Source organism: Streptomyces sp. NPDC033136 (assembly GCF_055578235.1).
Map to the genome: position 1 here is coordinate 1 of NZ_JBVIPD010000053.1, position 4,321 is coordinate 4,321.

Annotated in this window: 3 protein-coding genes and 1 pseudogene; 2 read left to right on the forward strand and 2 right to left on the reverse strand. The window is 65.3% G+C overall.

Annotated elements, in window-relative coordinates; translation table 11 throughout:
* The first annotated feature begins 102 nt into the window (after positions 1-102).
* The gene (locus ACZ5TL_RS39345; RefSeq protein ID WP_468595576.1) at positions 103-567 is read left to right on the forward strand and encodes a transposase; all 465 of its coding nucleotides are present in this window, start codon (positions 103-105) and stop codon (positions 565-567) included.
* 1,193 nt (positions 568-1,760) lie between these two features.
* Here ACZ5TL_RS39345 and ACZ5TL_RS39350 read toward each other — a convergent pair.
* Complete coding sequence (locus ACZ5TL_RS39350) at positions 1,761-2,054, reverse strand: hypothetical protein (protein ID WP_468595574.1); 294 nt, start codon at positions 2,052-2,054, stop codon at positions 1,761-1,763.
* Between the two features lie 808 nt (positions 2,055-2,862).
* Here ACZ5TL_RS39350 and ACZ5TL_RS39355 point away from each other — a divergent pair.
* Positions 2,863-3,396 (forward strand): annotated as a pseudogene (locus ACZ5TL_RS39355) (CbrC family protein).
* Here the strand turns inward: ACZ5TL_RS39355 and ACZ5TL_RS39360 are convergent.
* Positions 3,378-4,210, reverse strand: a protein-coding gene (locus ACZ5TL_RS39360) for an IS5 family transposase (RefSeq protein ID WP_468595575.1) whose coding sequence is annotated in 2 segments (ribosomal slippage) — positions 3,378-3,866 and positions 3,869-4,210 — 831 coding nt in all. Because the reading frame shifts where the segments join, the coding sequence is not laid out codon by codon here. The pseudogene ACZ5TL_RS39355 and the gene ACZ5TL_RS39360 sit on opposite strands and share 19 nt — an antisense overlap.
* Positions 4,211-4,321: the final 111 nt, after the last annotated feature.

Here is a 4,321-nt window from a genome sequence, read left to right on the forward strand (position 1 = left end):
TCTCAACATGGACATGCTCACCACATGCCCCGCGCAGCCATCAGTACCACGATCGAGTGATCGCGAACCAGGAAAGATCGGACTTAACGTCCACTCAGCACGCTGGAAGGGAAGTTGTATCTGGCGACCTGTATCGATCTCGCGACGCGGGAGGTGGTCGGCTGGGCGATGGCCGACCACCACCGCGCCGAGCTGCCGGTCGCCGCCTTGCGGATGGCGGCCGGGCGTGGCGGCCTGGAGCAGGGTTGCGTCATGCATACGGATCGCGGCAGCGAATACACGAGTGACGAATTCCGCAGCGAAATACGCAAGTTGCGCATGAGGCAGTCGATGGGGCGCGTCGGCTCTTGTTACGATAATGCCGCCGCGGAAAGCTGGTTCGCCATCCTGAAAGCGGAGATCGGGACGACCATGTGGGAGACCCGCGAGGCCGCCCGGGCCGACGTTTTCCGCTACGTCGAGGTCGAGTACAACCGCAGCCGGCTCCGTCGGCATCCGGACTACGGGTACGTCACCCCGCTCGAAACGAGATCCTTGCTCAGGCAGAGCCTCGTCCCGGCAGCGTAAACACCCGCTGTACAGTTCGCGGGGGGAACTTCACCTTCGACGGCCCACTCAGGAGAGTAAGGCGGTCATGCCCTGCTTTGCCGCCGATCCTGATAGGTCACAGCTCCCCGATGTCATGCCAAAGGAGACGACAAGTTGCATCAGCGAAGGGTCCGCTTCCCGCCATAGCGGTGAACGGGCGGGCCACACATCTGTTACGAAGCTGCCGACATCTGCCAAGAAGGCCGCTGCTCGAACGGCCCATTCCTCGGCCGTGAAACCGCCGCACCCCGTCCAACGAAGAGCATCCTGTGCGGCCTGCAAGCGACGCCTCAGCGACATCAACAACCGGCACCCACGAGGCACGGCACGGCAAGTGACCCGCCCTCGGGATCGCAGAGCACAGCCGCCTGCCATGTCTGATAGCCCGTCAGAATGTGCGTCAGGCGTGCGTCAGACGTGCGTCAAAAGTGCGCCGCATGCGTCAAACATGCGTCAAGATATCGCCCGTAGCACCCATAATGCACATAACGCACATCACCCAAAACAGCTGGTCAGGAGCCCTTTCCCGCGGGCTCAAGGATCGCCACGCACTCAACGTGGTGCGTCACCGGAAAGATGTCGCACGAAGCGGGAGCCGCCATAACCGCAGGTCAACGCATGTATACGGCCGTTCCAGAGGGCTGTACGGCGGCCTGGAGCGTCAAACGAGCGTCACAAAGCAGAGTCTCGTCCCGGCCGAATCAGGTGTGGCCACAGCGCCCCGACCTCCATCAGAAGGATGCCGACGGCGGCTGGCCAGACGGTCTCCCACCGCTGCTCCGGCAGGGCTGCCGTCGTACCGACACCGAGAGAACGCGATGCACATGCGGAATTCAGCGCGGTGAACCTGTTCGTCGGTGCCGACCTTCGGGCGGAGGCAGCCGGAACATCGCCCGCCGTAGCCGACCGGGCAGAAGGGCCCGCCCGGCCATGACCAGTCCGATGCCCAGCAAGGCGCCTCCGATGGCGACGCAACCGGAAGACAGCCAGACGATATTGTTCTCATCGGCCCAGCCCCCGAGGACTGCGGCGACGATCAGGAACGCTGATGAAGCGGCGCATCCCGTGAGGGAAGAGGTCTGGCCGGCGGCCTGGCCAAGGAGCCACAGAGCCAGGGCCAGCAGCAACCACCAGGCGGTCAGGCAGGCATCGCACCAAGCGTGCACGGCCGATCACCGGGTGGCCCTGGTCCTCTGGGTGGCGACCATGACCACGATGCATCCCGCGAGTGTCACCATCATCGCCAGGCCCGTGGCGGTCAGAGTAAGCACGGGCGAGGCGCCGGCCAGACGGGGAACGGCATTGAGCGGAGCAGCGGCGTAGAAGGCGAGAAGCGCCAGGCCGCGCGGGCGCATCGGGTCCAGGCGAGGACGCAGCCGCCGTGGTACGCGGCCGGTCAGCAGCGCGACGCCGGCGGGCAACAGAGTGACGGAAAAGACGGCAAGGCCGATCCACTGCCAAAGCATCAGTACCAAAGCTCCTGTCGCAGGGTGAAGACGGCCGTCACTCGCGGCGGAGCGCGGCGAACAGGAAGAGCCCGATGACGACGGCAGCCAGGCCGAGCACGAGAACAGGGAAGCCGGGACCGGGCATCACGTAGAGCACGGCTCCGGCAAGGCACATCAGTGCTCCTGCAACTACCAAGACGATGCCGGTATACCTTCTGGCGGAAAGTGTCACGGCGGCGCCTCCGGGAAACAGCGGCGAACGGGCACACAGCCCCTGAAAACGCCGACCAGACTTCCCGGCACACCCACGCCCAAACTTGACGCGTTCCCTACAGACTATCTGTTACACCCGACTCTGCCCAGACCCACCCTCTCGCGCCCCCGCGTTTCGCCCAGCCTCCGCCCGGCACACGCCGGACTACTCCTCTATCCGGCCGACTTCGTGATCTCTTGAGCGAGCGGCCGGAGGGAAGTCGCGTTGCTCCCCGGCCGCGACCAGGGAACAGCGCAGCATCGGAGTACTGCCTCTTCACCAGCGATGTGGAGGCGGCGGGGCACCGAGTATGGGTGCGCGCCCCGACCACCTACGGCCGGTCGAAAACGTGGACTACGCCCGGGTCGTCACCGAGAAGCCGGAGAGGTCACCGCAGGCGGTGGTCCGTGACCTCCTCTCAGGGAGCGCCGGCCTTTGTTACAGGTCATCTCATTTGGCTCTGCAGGAAGAGAAGACTCCGACCCCGCGGTTGATCAAGGACCTGCTCGCAGACAGACTGCTCTTCATGGGATCAGTGGGCAGAGCCACCAGGTCGCGGATCGGAAAGTGCCGATGAGTGCCGACCTGCCCTTCTTCCGTTATCACCCAGATCCCCTCGCGAGCGGGTCCATCCGCGCGTCCACCGAGACGTGCGCCTGCTGCAAGGCCAACAGGGGATGGATCTACACAGCCACCTTCTACACCGCTCAGGACGTCAGCGGACGGTTCTGTCCTTGGTGCATCGCAGATGGCAGTGCGGCTGAACGCTTCGCTGGCGACTTCACCGACTCCTACGGGCTCGACGGTGTCAGTGAGGACGTCTTGCATGAGGTCACCCGCCGCACTCCTGGCTTCCACGCCTGACAGGATCCACACTGGCTCGTTCACTGCAAGGACGCGGCCGCCTTCGTGGGGGAAGTCGGATACGCCGAGCTGGCGGCGCATCCCGAAGCACTCGACCGGTTGCGGACCGACATGCGCCTTGACGGCTGGCACGACGAAAGCCGACTCGAACACTTCCTGACCAGCCTGGGAGAAGGGGCAACCGCCATGCTCTTCCGCTGCACCGGCTGCGGAGTCCACCTCGCCTACACCGACGCCTCCTGAATATCGTCCGTGCTGGTGAGTCTGCGGTAGCAGATAGGGGTGCAGGCGATGCTCGTGAAGGCCAGGAAGTGGCCGGCCTTGCGTTCGCAGCGTCGGCGGAGGCGTCGACATCCGGCGAGCGAGGCCATGGTGCGTTCGATGGTCCAGCGGCGCCGGCCCAGCCACTGGCTGGAGTCCGTGCCCTTGCGGGCGATCCGCGGAGTGATGCGTCGGTCGCGCAACCATCGCCGCAGGTGGTTGTGGTCGTAGCCCTTGTCGCCGTGGAACTTGCCGGGCCTGCGCCGCCGTCGACCGCGCCGGGAGCGGACCGGCGGGATTCCTTGAACCAGGGGCATCCGGGCCTGGCTGTCATGGACGTTGGCACCCGAGATGCCGACGGACAGGGGCAGACCGGTCCGCTCAGTGATCAAGTGGATCTTCGAGCCGTACTTGCCCCGATCCACAGGATTCGGGCCTGTCGGCTCCCCCTTTTCAGGGCCCGCATGTTCACCGAGTCGATCGCGTACCGGGACCAGTCCAGATCGCCGCGGGAACCGAGTTCGTCGAGGACCGAGCGGTGGAGCTTGGCCCACACCCGGGTCTTCGACCACTCCGTGAACCGCCGGTGGGCTGTGGCTCCCGACGGCCCGAACGAAGCGGATGGCAACTGCTGCCACGTACAACCAGACGTCGCGACGAACACGATCGCGGCCAGCACTTCCCGGTCCCCGTGCCGACGCCGACCACCACCCTGCGGACGGGTCAGCGCCTCCGGCACCACCCGCTGGAACAACTCCCACAACTCATCCGGCACCAGCCGCTCAACGATCCCCACATCGACAGACTATCGATCAGAAGCCGTTGTCTTACCGGATGTGATCACTGAGTTTCCGCTGTTCAGGCATGGTTCCGGCGTCGTCGTGGGAGCGTTCGGGCGATCAGTTCG

Coding starts and splice junctions, on each gene's coding strand:
- ACZ5TL_RS39350 (WP_468595574.1), bottom strand. CDS start 2,054: ATGCTTTGGCAGTGGATCGGCCTTGCCGTCTTTTCCGTCACTCTGTTG.